Genomic DNA, 18,367 nt, shown 5'->3' on the forward strand with positions numbered 1-18,367 from the left:
TGGTGAGTAATTCTTCCAAAAATGTTATAAATGAAACTGGCGAAGAAATTATAGTAAGAACTGTAGAAAGTGAGGAGGAGTAAGATGAATTTAGTAATGCTCGCTTTAATAATAGGAAATACATTTTCAAATGCTGCTCCAGTACTTTTAGCAGGCCTTGGTGGTATGATGAGTGAAAAATCTGGTGTTGTAAACATCGGACTAGAAGGAATGATGACAATAGGTGCTCTTGTGGGAGCAACTATTGGATATAAAGTTGGTAATCCTTGGCTAGCTTTCCTATGTGGTGGGCTTGCTGGAGCATTTTTTGGATTAATCCATGCATTTATTTCTATATCATTAGGTGGAGATCAAACCATATCTGGTATCGCTTTAAATACTTTAGGACCTGGTTTGTCCTTATTTTTAGCTAGATTATTCTTTGATGGAGCTAGCCAAACACCATCTATACCATTGGAAAATAAAATACCAAGGTTATTTAGAGGAACTGATAATCAAGTTTTATTAAATATTTTTGGCCAATACGCTACAGTCTATATAGCCTTAATAATGGTTGCGGTTTTGTATCTTTTTATTTATAAAACTAAATGGGGTTTAAGGGTTATTGCAGTAGGCGAGCATCCAAAAGCTGCAGAAACTTTAAACATTTCTGTAAAGAAAACTCGTTATTGGTCAGTTATCTTTTCGGGATTTATGGCAGGTCTTGGTGGAGCAAGTATGGCACTTGCTGTAGTAAGTAGTTTTTCCCAATCATTAATAGCAGGTCAAGGGTATATAGCCTTAGTAACTGTTATTTTTGGTAACTGGAAACCACAAGGTGTACTTGTAGGCTCACTATTTTTTGGACTAGCACAATCAATAGCAACCTATCTTGGAGGATCAGCTGCAAATATACCAATAGAATTTATTTCTATGATCCCATATGTAGCTACATTATTAATACTAATAATCTTCCAAAGAAGATCAAAGGCACCAAAAGCCTCAGGTAAACCTTATTTAACTATAGATAATATATAATCATTAGAATATAAGCCCTATAATAGGGTTTATATTTTTGTGAAATAGTTGTATATTATTATATATAGCTTTAAAAGGAGCAAGCATGAATTGTACTAATTGCGGTGCAAAGGTAGATGATCGTGCAAGATTTTGTCCAGAATGCGGTCATAAATTAAAATCAGATGGAAAAACACCTGAAAAATCAGCAAAAGATCCTATTAAAACTGAGCCTAAACCTGTAAGAAAATCTACCTATGAATCGATTAAAAAAGAAGAAAATTTAATAAAAAACGAAAACAACTCACAAAAATCAGATGAAAAAATTAGCAAGATAAAAAAATTTGTAAGTTCTTTTAATGTCAAAAAAGATCCGAAAAAGATAGATACGGACAAAAAAGATAAAGAAATTGCCGGACAAATATTTGATAATGGCAATAGCTATAGTCATTTAAATAAAAAAATAGAAGCAAATGAAGTAAGTGGAAATGATATACCACCTTCTTACTATGGATATAATCCTGTTGAAAATAGGCAAAGAAAGGACTTTAGAAATCCTGGTCTTATAAACACTGATAATCCAGCAGAATATGTACAAAATAAAATTTTACAGAGTAAGAGTGAAAACAAAGTAGAAGAAAAGATAAAAGAAACAAAAGAGCAAGTTAAGCCTAATAATTTGCAAAATGAAAGCAACTTATCTACACAAATGCGTATCGCTCAAAATATTGGGCAAAAACAAGGATTTGTAAGTAAGGATAACAAAAAAGATAAAGAAATTATAGAAGAAAAAGTATCTTATGATGACATACCAAAAGAATTTGTAGAGGCAAGGATTGCCAGACAAATTAACGGTGGTGGTCCAAAAATGACCTACAATAAGTCAGAAGATAATTTTGACCAAAATGATAGGACAAACGCTTTAAATAGACCCCTTGCAGATGAAAATCAAGAACAAATAAGCAGTGAAGAAGTTTTGTCAGATGAAAGTCCTGATATAAATGAAGTTAAAGAAGATTCAGAAGAAAATAAAAAAGAAGGATTCAAATTCAAACCAATTTATCTATTGCCTTTACTGATTATTGCCCTTGCAGTTGCTGGAGCATATTTTCTAAAAAATCGCAAGCCAGCAGAAGTAGAAATAGATCTTAGTGATTATATAGATGTAACTTATAATGGTGATGATGGAGCAGCAACTCCAAGTGCAAGTCTAGATACTTCTAAATTATTGGCTGATCATGGAAATGATATAGCCTATGTAAATAAAGATAGGAAAAATGATCAATATTCTTCACCTGCAAATCAATTTGTAGAAGAACTTGAAAAAAGTACAACATTTCAATTTAGCAAAGATAATAATATTTCAAATGGAGAAGAGATAACAGTTGTAGCAAATGTAGATGATAGTTCAATTATGGATGACTACAATGTTATGTTTACAAATACAATAAAATCTGTAATTGTAGAGGGGATAATCACTCAAGAATATATAGATCCCTTTGAATATATGGAAGTCAACTTTGATGGAGAAAGTCCAAATATGAGCTTATCCGCAAACTTTAAAGAAGATGCACCAGAATATTTACAAGATATAGAAATAGTGCCAAGCAAAACTAGTGATTTATCTAGCGGAGAAGAGGTAAATGTTAGTCTAAATTATGATGAAAAAGAGTTATTTAAAACCTATGGCATCAAATTAAATCCAACTGACAAAACATTTACAGCACCTGGTCAAGCAAGTGAAGATGATGAAGAATCTAACAAGGAAGATGACAATGAGGCACCCGCTGATTTAGAAGGTGGATATATTTTTACTATTGATAATCTAGATGAAGATTTGCTAGGTGATTTAAAATATAATGCAGGTAAATTAATTAAAGAAACATTTGGTGGTAGATCATTTACTGAAATTAGTGATATAAATTACCTAGGAGCAATAACAGGATCGGATCCAAATGCCGATTTAAAAAATAGAGTTATGCTAGTTTATGAAGTAAAAGCAGATGAAGACTATGAAGGTAGATACACCGATCAATTTACCTACTATACTTTTGTAGAGTACCAAAATGTAAAAGATAGTAAAGACGATGATGGCAAATTTTACACTGAAGGTCCAATCACAACCGACAATGAAATCTTCCACAAGTTTTTTGTAGAAGATGATTACACATATTATGAAATTCCATACTACGGATTTGCATTCTTAGAAGAAGTAATCACAAGAATAAATAATGCCCTATCAGGACTAGATATTGAGGATTCTATATCAGTAGATGTTTCAGAATATTTTGCTAAGTCTGATGGAGTAGCTGGAGAATATCAAGGTAACGGAACAAGATTATCATTAAAAGATGATGGAACTTTAAGATATAAACTAGATCAAAGAGTTCATACAGGAACATGGCAAGAAAATGGATCAGAAATATCTCTTACAATTGAAGGGGTAAATGTCGATACACCAATAAAAGCTAAATTTGAAAATGATGCATTAAACGTTGCTGAACAAGGTGAAATGACAGGACAAACATTTAATAAAATGGAATCATACTAAATTAAAAAATAAGCCCGATAAGAAAAATCTTATCGGGTTTATTTTAATAAAAAAAAGATTATAATTAAGCAAAAAAATAAGCAGCTATACTGCTTATAAATGGTCGGGGTGAAAGGATTCGAACCTTCGACCTCATGTTCCCAAAACACGCGCGCTACCAAGCTGCGCCACACCCCGTTAAGTGATTACTATATAAGTATACAACTATTTATTTATAATGTCAAGGGTTTGTAAAAACTTTTTTAAATTATTTTTACAAAATCATTTTTCTGACCTCTTTTTCTGAAGTCTGTTATAATAATACCATAAGAATAAGTAAATGTAAAATAGATTTAATATCGAAAAGGAAAGCATATGATTATATTAAATGGTAAAGACTTTTCGGATAAAGAAAAGTTTTATAAAATATTAAATGAAAATATAGATTTTTATTATTATGTAGAAAACCTAGATGCCTTATACGATTTTCTAGTGACTACAGATTATGAGATAAAAATAATTAATTATAGATATATATTTTTAAATTTAGGAAAATATGGACAAAGGTTGATGACAGTTTTTATCGATGCTGTAAAAGATTATGATGCAAATATAAGTTTGGAGCATGGATATGATTTATAAAAATAAACAAAATCAAATGAGAGATTTTGTGATATTATCACTTATAAATGGTAGTATTAGACCAGGAGATCCTCTTTTTGAAAAAAAGTTTTTTACAAGTAAGTTTAAAGTAAATCCTTCTTATGTAGATGAAGTCTTTAAAGAATTAGAAAAAGAAGAAATCATTACAAAAAATGGCAGAAAATATATAGTTTGCGCAAGCAATGAAAAGATAAATTGGCTAAAAGTTGAGATTTTACACGAATATATAAGTGATTTTATGGATAATATAAGTAGTATTGGCATGACAGTAGATGAAGCTATAGAAATATTACAACAAAGGAATCAAGCAAATGGATAAGGTAATAGAAATAAAAAGCTTTACAAAAAAATATGGTGATTTAATTGCCTTAGATGACATTTCCATAAAAATTAGACCTGGGAAAATTACTGGACTAATGGGGCCAAATGCTTCTGGAAAGACAACTTTTTTAAAGGCTATAGCAGGTTTTATTCGTCCAGATAGTGGAGAAATACTTTTTGATGACAAAAAGGCAAATCTTATAGATAAAAATAAGATAGCCTATTTGCCAGATGAAGAATTCATTTATGAAAATCAAAGTATAAAAGAAATAAAAGATGTATATGTAGATTTTTTTGCTGACTTTGATAGAGAAATGTTTGATAAAATTTTAGATTATTTTCATTTAGTTTCAAAAACAAAAATTAAAAGTCTTTCTAAAGGAGATTATAAAAAAATGGGTCTTGCCTTAAACTTATCTAGGGATACTGATATATTTTTATTTGACGAGCCATTAGATGGTGTGGATCCAATATCTACTGCTAAGGTTATGGACTTGATAATCGATAAGATTGAAAAAGGCAAAACATTTATAATCTCAACTCATCAGATAGCTACTATAGAAAATTTATTTGATGATGTTATATTTTTATCCAATGGTGCTATCCATGACTCTGGAAATGCAAATAGTATAAGAAATGATAATAGTATGGACCTAGCAGATTATTATGATGAGATTTATTTAGGGTAGTTATGAACAGATTAATAAAATATGATTTAAAATTAGATAGAAATTTTTTAAGAAATATTATTATTCTACAAGTAATATTTATAGGTCTAAGTTTTATATGCCATGGTTTTTTGTCGACAAATTATTTAACGAATCCAGTTTTTGCAAAGGGTATATTTACCATATCTATTTTATTTTTTGTAATTATAAATTTAATTTATATGATAAAAAATCTTGGCAAGGATTTTGCTATTAAAGCTAGTATTTTTAAATTTTCCCTACCAATTAGTTCAAATAAAATTGTTTGGACAAAAATATGTGAATTAGCCTTATTTTATATAAGCAATGCTATATTTCTTTCTATATTTTTGTGGGTTTTAAGATTTAAAATATCTTCTGATATTATATATTTTTTATTGCTTGGCTTAATTTGGATGGCAATTATTGGATTAATAATATACTTTTTTTTACAAATTAAAAGATTTGGTCAAGGAAAAATCTATAGATTTTATGGTGTTTTAATAATTATTGCTATATTTTTACTAGGATTTTTTATTTGCAAGTACTTTTCCTTTGTAATTATAAATGGAGAGTTGCAACATGCAGGTCCAATGAATTATGGATTTATTTTTCCTTTTGCTATTGGATCTATGGGTCTTTATAAAAATATCACAGCTCTTATTTATTATATAATGGCTCTTTTACTAGTTACTTTTTTAAATAAAGAAAATATAAAGAACAATATTGATTTATCATAGGAGGGATAATGCAAGAAATAAAAGAACTTATTAATAATTCAAATAATATAGTATTTTTTGGTGGAGCGGGAGTATCTACAGCTTCTGGCTTGCCAGATTTTAGATCTGCAACAGGTCTTTATAATAAAAAAAATAATGCGAATTATTCGCCAGAATATATGCTTAGCCACGAGTTTTTTATAAATCATCCAGATGAATTTATGAAATATGTCAAAGAAAACTTAATGATTGATGGAGTACTTCCAAATGATTGCCATTATGCCTTAGCAAAATTAGAAAAAATGGGAAAGCTTAAAGGAATTATTACTCAAAATATAGATGGTCTTCATCAAAAAGCTGGCAGCAAAAATGTAATAGAGCTTCATGGAACATTAAATGATTATTATTGTACATCTTGTGGTCAAAGATACGATGTAGAATATGTAAATAAATTTACTGATCTCCCTACTTGTGAAAAATGTTCTGGCGTTGTGCGTCCAGATATTGTCCTTTATGGCGAAGGATTGGACCAAGAAAATATTTCCTATGCTATAAATTTAATTTCCCACGCAGATGTTTTAATAATCGGAGGCACATCCCTTGCAGTTTATCCTGCAGCAGGCCTAATTGATTTTTATAGGGGAAATAAATTGCTTTTAATAAATAAAGATGATACTGGTAGAGAATCTGCTGCAGATTATGTGTTAAAAGGAGATATTAGTAAAATAATGAAAGAATTAGTTGAGGATTTGGATGAAAGATAGATTTAATATAGATGAATACGGTATATTTTTAATTTGGCTTGGGATTATTTTTAGTCTAATAGCCTATTTTACCCATTCACAATTCGTAGATGCCCTAGCTTTGGTAAATGTGCTATACGCAATTTTTAGATTTTTTTCTAGGAATAAGACCAAAAGGCTGGCAGAAAATATGCAATTTAAGCAAAAATTTTTAAATCCTATAAAAAAATCATTTAAAGGTTTTAAAAATCAAAGCATAGGAGATAAAAATTTCAAATATGTTTCTTGCCCACAATGTGGTCAAAAACTACGTATACCAAAGAAAAAAGGAAAAATAAAAGTAAGATGTCCCAAGTGTGGCAATAAGTTTGATGCTAGAAGTTAATTATCTAGCATCTTTTAAATTTCTATAAAAAGTTGTATAATTTTTAAGAAAGAGGGGTTAAAAAATGAAAAGAATAATAGGAACAAGATCAATGGGACTTCGCACACCGATTATTGAAAAAGGCGATAACCTAGAAGAGATAGTATTTGAAACTGTAAAAGAAGCAAGTGAAAATCACGATATTAGCTTAAATGATAGGGATGTAGTTTGTGTTACAGAATCTCTTGTAGCACGTGCACAAGGAAATTATGCAAGCATAGATCAAATTGCAAAGGATATTAATAATAAATTTGATGGAGATGAATTAGTAGTTTTATTTCCAATCCTTTCTAGAAATAGATTTTCTATATTATTAAAGGCGATTGCCTTATCTGGTAAAAAGCTACATATTTGCTTATCTTATCCACAAGATGAAGTAGGAAATTATTTGATGGATGAGATGGATTTATTTAATAGTGATATAAATCCCTACCAAGATGTATTGAATATTGAAGAATTTAGAAAGGTTGCTGGGGAATATAAACATACATTTACAGGTATGGACTATCCTACTTTATATACAGAGCTTGCACCAAATTCTGAAATTCACTTTTTAAATAATCCAGTAGATAGTTTACGATTTGCTGATGATGTTTTGGTTTGCTCAATCCACACTAGAAATATAATCAAAAGGCAATTAAAAGAAGCTGGGGGCAAGAATATCCTATCATTAGATGAAATATTAACACAACCAGTAGATGGTTCTGGTTATAATGCTGATTATGGTTTACTTGGATCAAACTTATCTACAGAGAATGAAGTTAAACTTTTCCCAAGAGATGGTAAAGAATTTGTAGAAAATCTTCAAAAAAAATTAATAGATCATTTTGAAAAACAAATAGAAGTTATGATTTATGGTGATGGAGCGTTTAAAGATCCAGTTGGTAAAATTTGGGAACTAGCTGATCCAATTGTATCACCAGCATTTACAGATGGTCTTTCTGGTACACCAAGTGAATTAAAAATAAAATATATAGCAGATAATGAGCTAGCAGATTTATCTATCGAAGAAAGAACTTCTGCAATGGTAGATAGAATCTCTAAAAAAGAAAAAGAATTAGTTGGTAAAAACGAAACCCTAGGCACAACCCCAAGACAAATTACAGACTTATTGGGTTCACTATGTGACCTTACATCTGGATCTGGAGATAAGGGTACACCTATTGTTCTTGTTCAAGGATATTTTGATAATTATTCAGATAATTAATATTTAAGGAGCATTAGCTGTGGATGGATCTGACAGCCAAGAAAAAAATGACAACAAAGTTTTTGGCAAAAAATATGTAAATGATTATTTGGAAAAAAGAGCAGAGGCAAAGTACAATCACGATCCAATGGATGAGCTGCAAAGATATCTGATGATGTCTTTTGCAGCCATACTTATGGCTTTTGGGACACATTTTTTTAAATATCCAAATTCGTTTGTAATTGGTGGAGTAGAAGGTATGAGTATTATTGCATCTACATTTGTTCCTTTTACCCGTGCTGAGATTACTCTTTTTATAAATGTTGTTTTACTTATTATTGGTTATTTTGCTTTGGGTAAGCATTTTGCATTAAGAACAGGCTATGTAGCAATATTAAACTCTCTAACAGCCCTAGGACTTGATTATATTGCTCCACTTACTGGACCACTTACAAATAATAATTTATTAGAACTAATTTTCACTTTACTTATATCAGCTTTTGGTTCAGCTATATTATTTAATCTTGCAGCAAGTTCTGGTGGAACAGACATTATTGCTATGATTATCAAAAAGTATTCTTCCTTGGAAGTAGGTAAGGCACTTTTGTGTGTAGATGGCATCTTTACTATAGCTTCTATTTGGATATTTGATATAGAGATTGGCTTGCTTTCTATATTAGGTTTGTTGTTAAAAGGGATTTTTGTGGATGTAATTATTCAATCGCTAAATACTGACAAACTTTTTATAATAATAACAACAAAGCCCGATGAAGTTGGAGCGTTTATTAGAGATGACTTAAATAGGTCTGCTACAGTTATGAATGGTGTTGGTCTTTACAAAGGAATCCACAGATTTGTTTTTTTACTAGTACTATCTCCAAAAGAGGCACCATTATTTAAAAGATATATAAAAGGGGTGGATCCATCTGCCTTTATAACAATTATAAATACATCAAAAATCATTGGTAAGGGCTTTTATCTAACCAGTGATAAAGACTAGGAGTAAGTATTGAACATTTTAGTAAGTTGTGACACAAATTATATAAAGCCTCTAAAAACAATGTTTTATTCGCTATTTTTAACAAATAAAACTAATATAGATATTTATATAATGCACTCATCAATAAGTGATGAAAATATAAAATTATTAGAAGATTTTGTAAAAGAACAATCAAATAATAAAGCAAGACTAATAAATGTAAGGGTAGAGGATGAGTTTTCTGGTGCCCTTACTACTTTTTATTATACAAGTGAAATGTACTATAGATTGCTAGCTTATAAGTATTTACCAGAAGATTTAGATAGAGTCTTATATCTAGATCCGGACATATTAGTATTAAATTCCTTGGAAACTTTATATAAATCTGATTTTTGTGATAATTTATTTATGGCAGCTATCCACACCATACCAACAGTACAATCTGCAAATAAGGCTAGATTAAAGGTAACTAGTGAAAAATCGGATATAGTAAATTATTACAATTCCGGGATTTTGATGATAAATTTAGCAAGGGCTAGGCAAAATTCTTATGAAGATAAGATAGTAAAATATATAAATTCCACACCAAAGGCAGGTCTTATGATGCCTGACCAAGATTTATTAAATGTAGTATTTAGAAAAGAAATAAAAGAAATATCAGAACTAAAATATAATTATGATGCTAGGAGATTTTCGGCATATAAGCTTATGTATAACTATGATATAGAAGATGTCATGGCTAAGACATCTATCCTACATTTTTGCGGAAAAAGAAAACCATGGCTAGAAAATTCAATAGGCAAGTTCAATTCGCTATATAAATTTATGTGGCAAAAAGCACTCTATGATTAGGGTGCTTTTTTGTTTGAAATGTGTAGGAAATAAGTGTAAAATAATAGTGAGAAACTATGGATGGAGAAAAATTATGAAGTCAAAAAACAAAACTTTTATGTATCTTTGTCTTTTAGTGGCTTTATTCAATATTCAACCATCCTTTGCTAAAGAAAATTCAGAAAGTACGACTACTAGCGAGCAAACAGATATAAAAAGTGGGGATGAGATAATAATTACAGAAATAGAACCTTCTGAAAATACTCAAACTACTACTGTTACAGTTGAAGAAAAAAAGCCACAAAAGCCTGCTAGCAAAAAACCAGATGAGAGTCAAAGTGATAAAGCAGAAAACAAACAAAGACCAAGTCCAACAATTGATCCAAGAGCAGCTGAAGTTAATGAAAGAGTAAACCAAAAATATAGAGAAGAACAAAAATATAAGCAAAAAACTGAAAACAAATCACAACCACTTAAAAAAACTAAAACATTAACTAAAACAAAAAAAGAAGAAATTTCATCAAAAGAAGTGGATGCATTAATTAAAGAGTTAGATGAAAGCACCCAATCTATACAAAGCAAGATGGAAAATATCGATAAGAATACTGGTAAAAAATCAAAAGGAGCTGAAGATTATAAGAAATCAGTTGATAGAGTAAGTGAAACTATAAAATCGGATAAAATTAGTAAAGAAGAAAGCAAAAAAATTGCTAAAACCACAAATAGAATAGTTGATGAATACAATAAAAAAATAGAAGCTGCAAAAACATCTGCAGAAAAAGAAGCTCTTGTAAAAGAAGCAAGTGAAAAAATAAACGAAAATTTAGTCAAAGTTTCTAAAAATGCTATTGATAGAGATAAAAGTGATGACGATTCCATATATGATCAAAAAAATGAAAGTTTGGTTTTAGAAATAGAAGCTGACAGTAAGGATAAGGGAAATAATATAGAAGTAAGCAAAACCACATCATTAGAAAAATCTCCCAGACTTACTAAGTATAATAAATTTAATAAATATTTAAAATTATCTTTTGCACTTTTTATAGTTTTATTACTGGTCCTAAGCATATCTTTAGCGTATGTATTAAAAAATAAAGATAATAAAGTAAATAAGTCCTAGAGGGCTTATTTTTTTATAAAATAAAAAGAGGCTTAAAGAGCCTCTTTATCATTTTATAATTATTCTTGTGGTTCAAACATATCTTTGCCTACTCCACAAACTGGGCAAACCCAATCTTCTGGAAGTTGGTCAAATTCTGTACCAGCTTCGATTCCGTTATCAACATCTCCTTCAGCTGGATCATAAATGTATCCACATGCTGTACATACGTATTTCATACCAATGTCTCCTTTCATTGTTATTACATATATATTATACCACTTTTAGCGGATTTTAATCACTTTTAAAATTATTTATAAATTTCTAATATTTGGGTATAAAATTAGTGACAAAAAAGGAGATGACTATGGAGATTATTAGGAATCTCATACATAGTGACCTAGCCTTGATAAAAGAATTTAGAGATGAGACTATTGAATGTTTAAAAGAGCTTGATTATAATGAGGATCTATTATTTAAAATCAGGCTTATTTTAGATGAGCTAATTATAAATTCTTATAAGCATGGTAATAATAAAAATTATGAAAAAATGATTGATATTATAATGCTTTTAGATAGGGACTATTGTATGATAAAGGTAAAAGATGAGGGAGAAGGTATAAATTATATTGGCGAAGAGGATATGCTTTCAGACCATGGGAGAGGTATAAAACTTGTCTATAATTTAGCAGACAATTTAATAGTACAAGATAATATGATTTCAGCTTTTTTGCTTTTAGATGAGCAAGAAGTTAGTTAAAGCACCTAGAATCTTTGTCAACTAGGTGTTTTTTTATTATATTTATTGATAATATATCCACAATCGATATAATATATTGATAGAATTTATTAGTTTGAAAGAAGGAATTATGAAAAGAGAAGATGTAAGAAATGTAGCCATTATTGCTCACGTTGACCATGGTAAAACAACCTTAGTAGATGGACTTTTAAGAAGTTCTGGTACCTTTAGAGAAAACCAAGAGGTTAATGAGAGAGTAATGGACTCAAATAGTATTGAAAAAGAAAGAGGAATTACAATTCTTTCTAAAAATACTGCTATTCACTATAAAGATACAAAAATAAATATTATAGACACCCCAGGCCACGCAGACTTTGGTGGAGAAGTAGAACGTGTTTTAAATATGGCTGAGTCTGTAGTTTTAGTTGTAGATAGCCATGAAGGACCTATGCCACAAACAAAATTTGTTTTAAGAAAGGCAATCGAACTAGGTTTACCAGCAATTATTTGTATAAACAAAGTAGATAGACCAGACCAAAGAATAGATGAAGTAGAAGATGAAGTACTAGACTTATTTATTTCATTAGATGCAGATGAATCATATCTTGAAAGCCCATTTATATATGCATCAGCCAAAAATGGTTGGGCATCCCTAGAAAAGGATGTAGTAAAAGAAGATATGAAAGATCTTTTAGATACTATTGTAGATTACACTCCTGCTTTTGATGCAGATGAAAATGCTCCATTTAAAGTTTTGGTTTCAACAACAGATTATAGTTCATTCTTAGGAACTATTGCCATTGGTAAAGTAGAGCAAGGTGTTATAAAGAAAAATGCCAATGCAGTTATTACAAACTACAATGATCCTGAACGTAACGAAAAATCAAAAATAGTTACAATTTACGAATTTGATGGACTAGAAAGAGTAGAAGTAGAAGAAGCTAAATTTGGTTCTATAGTTGCACTTTCTGGTATGGAAGATATATCTATTGGAGATACTATAGGTACAGAAGAAGATCACGAAGCAATCGAATTTACAAAAATTTCTGAACCAACACTCTCTATGACCTTCTCAGTAAATGACTCACCATTTGCAGGTCGTGATGGAAAATATGTAACTAGTCGCCACTTAAGAGAAAGATTATTTAAAGAAAAAGAAACAGATGTTTCACTAAAAGTAGAAAATACTGACTCAACTGAAAGCTTTAAAGTTTCAGGACGTGGAGAACTTCATTTATCAGTTCTAATAGAAAATTTGAGACGTGAAGGTTATGAATTCCAAGTTTCTAAGCCAGAAGTAATGTTTAAACAAATCGATGGAAAGAAAAATGAACCAATAGAAATAGCAACTATAGATGTTGATCAACAATACACTGGATCAGTTATAGAAAAATTAGGACGCAGAAAAGGTGAATTAATTGATATGACTCCAACTTCATCTGGTTATACAAGACTAATTTTTAGAATCCCTGCCCGTGGACTTATTGGTTATAGAACAGAATTTTTAACAGATACTAAAGGAACAGGAATCTTAAACTCAGAATTTGAAGAATATGCTCCATACAAAGGAGATATAGAAACTCGCCAAGATGGATCACTTATAGCAAGTGAGCAAGGAATTGCAAGAGCTTATGGATTAAATTCTGCCCAATCTCGTGGGCAATTATTTATCGATGCAGGTGATGAAGTCTATGAAGGAGAAGTTGTTGGTATGAACGCTAAAGGTTTGGATATAGATGTAAATGTCTGCAAAACCAAAAAATTAACTAATACTCGTGCATCAGGATCTGATGATGCCATAATTCTTACTCCTCCAAAAAAGATGAGTGTAGAAGAGATGATGGAATTTGTAGAAGATGATGAACTTATAGAAGTAACTCCAAACAACTTAAGGATTAGAAAAAGAATCCTAGACAGTAATTTAAGATACAAATCTAAAAAAAATAAATAAGAGGTTTTTATGGATAGAAGGTTTGAAAGAACACTAAGCCAGATTTTAAGTTTTATTGTTCTGCTAGTGTTTTTAATAACTATAATATCGTCAAATTTTAATATTTGGTTAGTTAGCTATGTATGGGCCGCAGGATTTGTTATAGCTTGGATTTTGATGTTAGTTTTTGGACTTCATATCCTATTTCAAAAAGAATCCTATGGCTTATCTATTTTTGTTGCTATTATTACAGCTTTAGCTTTTGCTATTTTAAGTGTGCCTGTTATCTTAGTTTTAGCAAGATTTATACCAGGGCTTCCAGTTGGACTTACATTTAATAATAAGTTTTTAAATGCAAATAGTCAGCTTGTAATTTATACTTTTTTAATAGTAACTTATTTTGTTCATGTGATAAATTCCTTAAAACTAAAAAATAAAAATGAAGAGTACTTACAATATGCAAGTGATACAGGAAAAGCAAGTGACGAAAGCAATGAAAATTTAGAAATTAACGAAAATTTGCATAATGATAGCGAAGTTGAGTATAATATAACAAAGGACGCTGACGAAAAATTAGTTTTTACATCTGATGAAAGCAAAAATTCTGCTTATGACACAGAAGACGTTATGCTTGTCGAAGATTTAACAGACGAAGATATAAATTTTATGAAAGATGAGGAGAAGGATGGCTAAAGATAACGGAGTATCATTATCGGTTATAAAAAGATTACCAAAGTATTATAGGTATCTAGAAAGTATAAACGATCGTGGAATAGTAAGGGTATCATCAAAAGAATTATCAGAAATAACAGGACTTACAGCAAGTCAAATTAGACAAGACTTAAACCATTATGGTTGTTTTGGACAACAAGGCTATGGTTATAATGTCCGTGAGCTTATGGATGAACTTTCAAAAATAATTGGTGTTGACAAAGAATATAAGATGGTATTGGTAGGATTTGGAAATATAGGTCATGCACTTTTCCAATACAAATCATTTAAAGATTTAGGTTATCATATTGATGCAGTATTTGACTTAGAAGCAAAAGATGCTACTGAAAATGATCCTGAAGTAATTAGTATTGATAAGTTAGCAGCTTATTTAAAAGAAAATAAAGTTGATATTGGAATTATATCTACTCCAAAAGATGCTAGCCAAGAAGTATGTGATATACTTTGTGATGGAGATGTTTCTGGTATTTGGAATTTCTCACCAGTTGACATAAAAACAAAAAATGATGTAGTACTTGAAAATGTCCACCTTGATGAATCTTTATTTACCTTGACATACTTCATCAATTCTCCAGAAGACTTTAATTTTTAAAAATGAATATACTTACAGCAAGCAATTTAAGTAAATCATATCCTGATAAGGACATTTTTACTAATGTGAGTTTTAAGATAGAAAAGGGTGATAAAGTTGGCCTTATAGGAGTAAATGGGGCTGGCAAATCAACCCTTTTTAAAATCCTAATGGGTGAAAATGAAAAGGATAGTGGAGAAGTTTACATACCAAATAATGTCAAGGTTGGATATTTAGAGCAAATACTTTCCATAGATTATAGTATAAGCATCTATGATTATTGTATGAAAGTATTTGATAATATTATAGAAATAGAAGCAAATTTAAGAAAAATAGAGAGAAAGCTTGCGGATCCAAACTTAGATCCAGAAAATATGGATAGTCTTTTAGATGAACATAATAAACTTTTTGAAAAATTTGAAGAAAAAAATGGCTACGCTATAAGATCTGAGCTAGAAGGTACTTTAAAAGCTATGGGATTTAGCGAAGAAGATTTTGATAAAGACATTTCTTATTTGTCTGGTGGACAAAAAGCAAGGGTAGAACTTGCTTACTTACTATTAGAAAAACCGGATCTAATCTTATTAGATGAGCCAACCAACCATTTAGATATAAATGCTATAAGGTTTTTGGAAAATTTTATTAAAAATTATAATGGATCAGTAATAGTTATTTCTCACGATAGATATTTTCTAGACAATACTGTTAATAGGATGTTTTTGTTGGAAAATGGCGGACTTACTACATACGAAGGAGACTACACATCCTATGTAAAAAAACGTAAAAAAGACCTCGAGGTTCGCATGCATCAGTATAAGAGCCAACAAAAAGAGATAGAACGCCAAGAAGAAATAATTAACCGCCTAAAAAATCAAGGTGGTTCTAAAAGAAAAAGAGGCATTTCTCAATCTAGGTCCCGTCAAAAGCTTTTAGATAAGATGGAAAAAATAGAAATGCCAGAAACCATTCAAAATTCTATGAAGTTAAAATTTACTCCACGCATCCAAAGTGGAGAGGATGTTCTAAAGGTAGAAAGTTTAGAAAAATCGTTTGATGATAAAAAAGTATTTGAAAATATATCTTTTAATCTTTATAGAAACGAAAGAACAGCTATTATTGGGAAAAATGGAGTGGGGAAAACCACCCTTTTTAAAATAATCTTGGGCGAAGAAATGCCATCTGCAGGTAAAATAAAGGTGGGTCAAAGCGTAAATATAGGATACTTTGATCAAGAGCAAAAATCTTTGTCTTTAGAAAATACAATTTTTCAAGAGATAAGAGAAGCTTATCCCATGCTTACAAATTTTGAAATAAGATCATATCTTGCAAAATTTATGTTCTATGGAGATGATATTGACAGAGAAATTTCAGAGCTTTCTGGTGGAGAGAGAGCAAGGATTTCCCTATTAAAACTTATGATTTCTGATACTAATTTTATTTTAATGGATGAGCCCACAAATCATCTGGATATAGATTCAAAGGAAATACTAGAAGATGCTATCCTAGATTACGAAGGAACTATGCTCATCATTAGCCACGACAGATATTTTCTAAATAAAATAGCAGTCAAGATTTTAGATATGAATTCTGATGGTATGGAAGAATATTTGGGTAACTATACTTATTATGAAAATAAGCAAAGAGAGTTAAATGAAACTAGCGAAAAAGAACCAGCTATTAGTAAAACTCGATTTGTTAAAGAAAAGAAAAAACAAAACTTAAAGAAAAACGAAATCAAGAAGATGAAAAATGATATTAGACAAGCAGAAAATCAGATTGAAGAAATCAATAAAAAAATAGCAGATCTTACTGAGTTAACCATATCAGAAGATTTTTATTCTGACCAAGAAAACGTAGTTGAAACTTTTGCTCGCATTAAAGAATTGGAAAATAAAAAAGAAGAACTTGATGAAAAATGGCTAGAACTTAGTATGAGCCTAGAAGAATAATATCATTGGTGAGGAAAATAAATGAAGTTAAAAGAAAGAAAAGAATTAGACCAAAAATCAAAAAATAATTTAAAAGTAGGACTTATATTGCTTTTTACATTTTTTGGTATTTGGTATATCGAAACCATTGGTAAGTTTTTACTATCAACTTACGCGGTGCTTAGACCGATAATCCTTGGCTTTGCTATTGCCTTTGTTATAGATCTACCTATGAATTTCTTCCAAGAAAAAGTGTTTGGAAAGATAATAGATCCATTAAAACACAGAAAATTAGTTGTTGCCCTTTCACTAATTGTTAGCTGGCTAATATTTTTTGCAGCTGTTAGCATACTATTAATTGTAGTTATCCCAGAAATAATAAATGCTGTTCAAGCAGGTATTACTAATTTGCCTGTATTTTTGAATTCTATATTAAAATATACTGAGAAGTTTCCAGCAATTCACAAACAAGCTTTAGAACTTAAAGATTATTATCAAGACTTAGATGTGGCAAAAATATCTGATAGTGTGACATCTTATATCAGTGGTGATAGCTCTGATTTATTAAACAGAGCTCAAAGCATATTATCATCAGTAGGATCTGGACTAATTGCAGTAGCTATGGGATTTATATTTTCTATTTATGTTAGTGTAAATAAGAAGAGCTTAAAGCAAAATGCCAATAGAATTTTATATGCAAACTTTAATGAACAAAGAGCAGACCATATCAATTATATATTTAAATTGACCTATGATTCATTTTCTAAATTTTTGGATTCAAAGATTATTTCTTGTATACTTTTAGGTATATTTAACTATATAGGTATGAAAATACTAAGATTGCCATATGCTGGCATGATTTCTGTTTTAGTTGGTAGTTTGGATATTGTGCCATATTTTGGACCGATTATTGCTGGTGCCTTTGGTATGATTTTGATATTTATACAATCTCCAATCCAATCGATTATTTTTATAGTATTTTTAGTGGTTTTGCAACAAGTTCAAGAAAATATTATATATCCATTATTTGTCGGTAAAAATTCTGGTCTTCCTGCAATATGGATATTCCTATCGGTATTTTTAGGTGGTAGATTATTTGGTATCTTAGGAATGATATTATTTATGCCACTAGCAACGGTAGTATATACATTAGTTGAAGATAAGACCCATATTAAATTAAAAGAAAAAAGTATGGATAGGATTACAGTTGCAGAAAAATCTAACCAAAGTGTTGAAGAATTAAGAAAAAAAGAAATAGAAAGAAATATGTAAAAAAAGCCCCTTAAGGGG

The 18,367-nt window shown here is 30.1% G+C and carries 19 protein-coding genes and 1 tRNA gene; 18 read left to right on the forward strand and 2 right to left on the reverse strand.

Going from position 1 to position 18,367, the window contains the following annotated elements; all coding sequences use genetic code 11:
* The first annotated feature begins 84 nt into the window (after nt 1-84).
* Both DY249_RS00705 and DY249_RS00710 read left to right on the forward strand, forming a co-directional pair.
* The gene (locus tag DY249_RS00705) at nt 85-1,017 is read left to right on the forward strand and encodes an ABC transporter permease (protein WP_101540278.1); all 933 of its coding nucleotides are present in this window, start codon (nt 85-87) and stop codon (nt 1,015-1,017) included.
* Between the two features lie 85 nt (nt 1,018-1,102).
* On the forward strand, nt 1,103-3,547 hold the full coding sequence (locus DY249_RS00710) for a zinc ribbon domain-containing protein (protein ID WP_115594835.1): 2,445 nt from the start codon (nt 1,103-1,105) through the stop codon (nt 3,545-3,547).
* 100 nt (nt 3,548-3,647) lie between these two features.
* On the opposite strand, the gene DY249_RS00715 is transcribed toward DY249_RS00710, so the two are convergent.
* Nucleotides 3,648-3,724: transfer RNA gene (locus tag DY249_RS00715), tRNA-Pro, on the reverse strand.
* Nucleotides 3,725-3,901: 177 nt separating this feature from the next.
* Here DY249_RS00715 and DY249_RS00720 point away from each other — a divergent pair.
* From DY249_RS00720 to DY249_RS00765, 10 genes are all read left to right on the forward strand, one after another.
* Nucleotides 3,902-4,168 (forward strand): barstar family protein, encoded by a 267-nt coding sequence (locus DY249_RS00720; protein ID WP_115594836.1) that lies wholly within the window; start codon nt 3,902-3,904, stop codon nt 4,166-4,168.
* Nucleotides 4,158-4,508: a GntR family transcriptional regulator gene (locus DY249_RS00725; protein WP_101540275.1), complete on the forward strand. Its 351-nt coding sequence runs from the start codon at nt 4,158-4,160 to the stop codon at nt 4,506-4,508. The genes DY249_RS00720 and DY249_RS00725 overlap by 11 nt, the downstream gene beginning before the upstream one ends.
* A complete protein-coding gene (locus DY249_RS00730; protein WP_115594837.1) occupies nt 4,501-5,199 on the forward strand; it encodes an ABC transporter ATP-binding protein in 699 nt (232 codons plus the stop codon). The genes DY249_RS00725 and DY249_RS00730 overlap by 8 nt, the downstream gene beginning before the upstream one ends.
* Nucleotides 5,200-5,201: 2 nt before the next feature.
* Nucleotides 5,202-5,936, forward strand: coding sequence for a hypothetical protein (locus tag DY249_RS00735; RefSeq protein ID WP_115594838.1), 735 nt, complete (start codon nt 5,202-5,204; stop codon nt 5,934-5,936).
* An 8-nt stretch (nt 5,937-5,944) separates the two neighbouring features.
* On the forward strand, nt 5,945-6,679 hold the full coding sequence (locus tag DY249_RS00740; RefSeq protein WP_115594839.1) for an NAD-dependent protein deacylase: 735 nt from the start codon (nt 5,945-5,947) through the stop codon (nt 6,677-6,679).
* On the forward strand, nt 6,669-7,043 hold the full coding sequence (locus DY249_RS00745) for a zinc ribbon domain-containing protein (protein WP_101540271.1): 375 nt from the start codon (nt 6,669-6,671) through the stop codon (nt 7,041-7,043). The genes DY249_RS00740 and DY249_RS00745 overlap by 11 nt, the downstream gene beginning before the upstream one ends.
* 64 nt (nt 7,044-7,107) lie before the next feature.
* Nucleotides 7,108-8,289, forward strand: coding sequence for a coenzyme F420-0:L-glutamate ligase (locus DY249_RS00750; RefSeq protein ID WP_115594840.1), 1,182 nt, complete (start codon nt 7,108-7,110; stop codon nt 8,287-8,289).
* 19 nt (nt 8,290-8,308) lie between these two features.
* Complete coding sequence (locus tag DY249_RS00755) at nt 8,309-9,268, forward strand: YitT family protein (protein ID WP_245943473.1); 960 nt, start codon at nt 8,309-8,311, stop codon at nt 9,266-9,268.
* Nucleotides 9,269-9,277: 9 nt separating this feature from the next.
* Nucleotides 9,278-10,099 carry a glycosyltransferase family 8 protein gene (locus DY249_RS00760; protein ID WP_101540269.1) on the forward strand — a complete coding sequence of 274 codons (822 nt, stop codon included), beginning with the start codon at nt 9,278-9,280 and terminating at the stop codon, nt 10,097-10,099.
* Nucleotides 10,100-10,172: 73 nt separating this feature from the next.
* Entirely contained in the window at nt 10,173-11,198 is a 1,026-nt protein-coding gene (locus DY249_RS00765) for a hypothetical protein (protein ID WP_115594841.1), read from the forward strand.
* A gap of 59 nt (nt 11,199-11,257) precedes the next feature.
* Here the strand turns inward: DY249_RS00765 and rd are convergent, their stop codons facing one another.
* Nucleotides 11,258-11,416 (reverse strand): rubredoxin, encoded by a 159-nt coding sequence (gene rd, locus DY249_RS00770; protein ID WP_019190929.1) that lies wholly within the window; start codon nt 11,414-11,416, stop codon nt 11,258-11,260.
* 128 nt (nt 11,417-11,544) lie between these two features.
* Here rd and DY249_RS00775 point away from each other — a divergent pair, with 128 nt between their 5' ends.
* The 6 genes from DY249_RS00775 (at nt 11,545) to DY249_RS00800 (ending at nt 18,349) form a co-directional block, all read left to right on the forward strand.
* Nucleotides 11,545-11,937, forward strand: coding sequence for an ATP-binding protein (locus DY249_RS00775; protein ID WP_115594842.1), 393 nt, complete (start codon nt 11,545-11,547; stop codon nt 11,935-11,937).
* Nucleotides 11,938-12,046: 109 nt separating this feature from the next.
* Nucleotides 12,047-13,867: a translational GTPase TypA gene (typA, locus tag DY249_RS00780; RefSeq protein WP_101540265.1), complete on the forward strand. Its 1,821-nt coding sequence runs from the start codon at nt 12,047-12,049 to the stop codon at nt 13,865-13,867.
* A 9-nt stretch (nt 13,868-13,876) separates the two neighbouring features.
* The gene (locus tag DY249_RS00785) at nt 13,877-14,539 is read left to right on the forward strand and encodes a DUF3488 domain-containing protein (RefSeq protein WP_115594843.1); all 663 of its coding nucleotides are present in this window, start codon (nt 13,877-13,879) and stop codon (nt 14,537-14,539) included.
* Entirely contained in the window at nt 14,532-15,170 is a 639-nt protein-coding gene (locus DY249_RS00790; RefSeq protein ID WP_101540263.1) for a redox-sensing transcriptional repressor Rex, read from the forward strand. The genes DY249_RS00785 and DY249_RS00790 overlap by 8 nt, the downstream gene beginning before the upstream one ends.
* A gap of 2 nt (nt 15,171-15,172) precedes the next feature.
* Complete coding sequence (abc-f, locus tag DY249_RS00795) at nt 15,173-17,098, forward strand: ribosomal protection-like ABC-F family protein (protein WP_115594844.1); 1,926 nt, start codon at nt 15,173-15,175, stop codon at nt 17,096-17,098.
* Between the two features lie 21 nt (nt 17,099-17,119).
* The gene (locus DY249_RS00800) at nt 17,120-18,349 is read left to right on the forward strand and encodes an AI-2E family transporter (RefSeq protein ID WP_115594845.1); all 1,230 of its coding nucleotides are present in this window, start codon (nt 17,120-17,122) and stop codon (nt 18,347-18,349) included.
* Nucleotides 18,350-18,367: the final 18 nt, after the last annotated feature.

The organism is Anaerococcus octavius (assembly GCF_900445265.1).
Classification (GTDB): domain Bacteria; phylum Bacillota; class Clostridia; order Tissierellales; family Peptoniphilaceae; genus Anaerococcus; species Anaerococcus octavius.